The following is a 1,294-nucleotide window of genomic DNA, read 5'->3' as shown; positions in this document are numbered from 1 at the left end:
CGCGCCGGCATCCCGGCCATCGGCCTGTGGCGCGAGCCGGTCGCCGAGATCGGGGTGCCGGCCGCCGCGAAGCTCGTCGCCGACGCCGGCCTGCGGGTGTCGTCGCTGTGCCGCGGCGGCTTCCTCACCGCCGACGGCGACGCCGGCCGCGCCGCCCTGGCGGACAACCGGCGCGCCGTCGACGAGGCAGCCGGTCTGGGCACGGACTGCCTGGTCATGGTGGTCGGCGGCCTGCCACCCGGCTCCCGTGACCTGATCGGCGCCCGGCAGCGGGTCGCCGACGCGCTCGCCGAGCTGGCCCCGTACGCCGGCGAGCGCGGCGTACGGCTGGCCCTGGAGCCGCTGCACCCCATGTACTGCGCCGACCGGGCCGTACTGTCCACCCTGGGGCAGGCGCTCGACCTCGCCGAACGGTTCCCGGTCGAGCAGGTCGGCGTCGTGGTCGACACCTTCCACCTCTGGTGGGACCCGGACGTGTGGCGGCAGATCGAACGGGCCGGCGACCGGATCGCCAGCTTCCAGGTGTGCGACTTCCTGACCCCGCTCCCGGCCGACGTGTTGCTCGGCCGGGGCATGATGGGCGACGGCCACATCGACTTCCCGCCGTTCCGGCGGGCCGTCGAGCGGGCCGGCTACACCGGCGACACCGAGGTGGAGATATTCAACGCCGACGTGTGGGCCACCGACCCGGACGAGGTCCTCGCCACCATGAAGGACCGCTACGTCCAACTGGTGCTGGCCGACTGATGAGGGTCGTCGTCGCACCCGACTCGTTCAAGGGCAGCCTCACCGCCGAGGACGCCGCCCGCGCCCTGGCTCGCGGCTGGCTTGCCCGCCGGCCCGGTGACGACGTACGGCTACTCCCCCTGGCCGACGGCGGCGAAGGCACGGTCGACGCCTTCGCCGCCGCCCTGCCGGACGCGCAACGCCGCACGGTGACCGTGCCCGGGCCCGACGGCCGCGCCGTCACCGCCGCCTGGCTGCTGCTGCCCGACGGCACGGCCGTGCTGGAACTCGCCCAGTCCAGCGGGCTGCCGCTGATGGCCGCCGCGGATCCGCTCGGCGCCCACACGTACGGGTTGGGTGCGGTCGCCCGGGCCGCCCTCGACGCCGGCGCCACCCGCCTCGTCGTCGGCCTCGGCGGCTCGGCGTCGACCGACGGCGGCACCGGCGCACTGCGCGCCCTGGGGCTGCGGCTGCGCGACGCCCGGGGCCGGGATCTGCCGCTCGGCGGCGCCGCACTCGCCGACCTGGCGGAGATCGACGCCACCGGCCTGCTGCCCGCGCCGCCCGG

The 1,294-nt window shown here is 76.5% G+C and carries 2 protein-coding genes; both read left to right on the top strand.

Annotated elements, in window-relative coordinates; genetic code table 11:
* Window positions 1-747 (top strand): sugar phosphate isomerase/epimerase family protein (locus ABZ570_RS34005; RefSeq protein ID WP_358072300.1); only part of this gene is annotated, 747 nt, incomplete at its 5' end.
* A partial coding sequence (locus ABZ570_RS34000) for a glycerate kinase (protein ID WP_358072298.1) occupies window positions 747-1,294 on the top strand: 548 nt, incomplete at its 3' end. The genes ABZ570_RS34005 and ABZ570_RS34000, both read left to right, overlap by 1 nt.

The organism is Micromonospora sp. NPDC007271 (genome assembly GCF_040634005.1).
Classification (GTDB): Bacteria; Actinomycetota; Actinomycetes; order Mycobacteriales; family Micromonosporaceae; genus Micromonospora.
The sequence above is the reverse complement of the archived record's forward strand: the minus strand, read 5'-3'. Positions and strand labels throughout refer to the sequence as shown.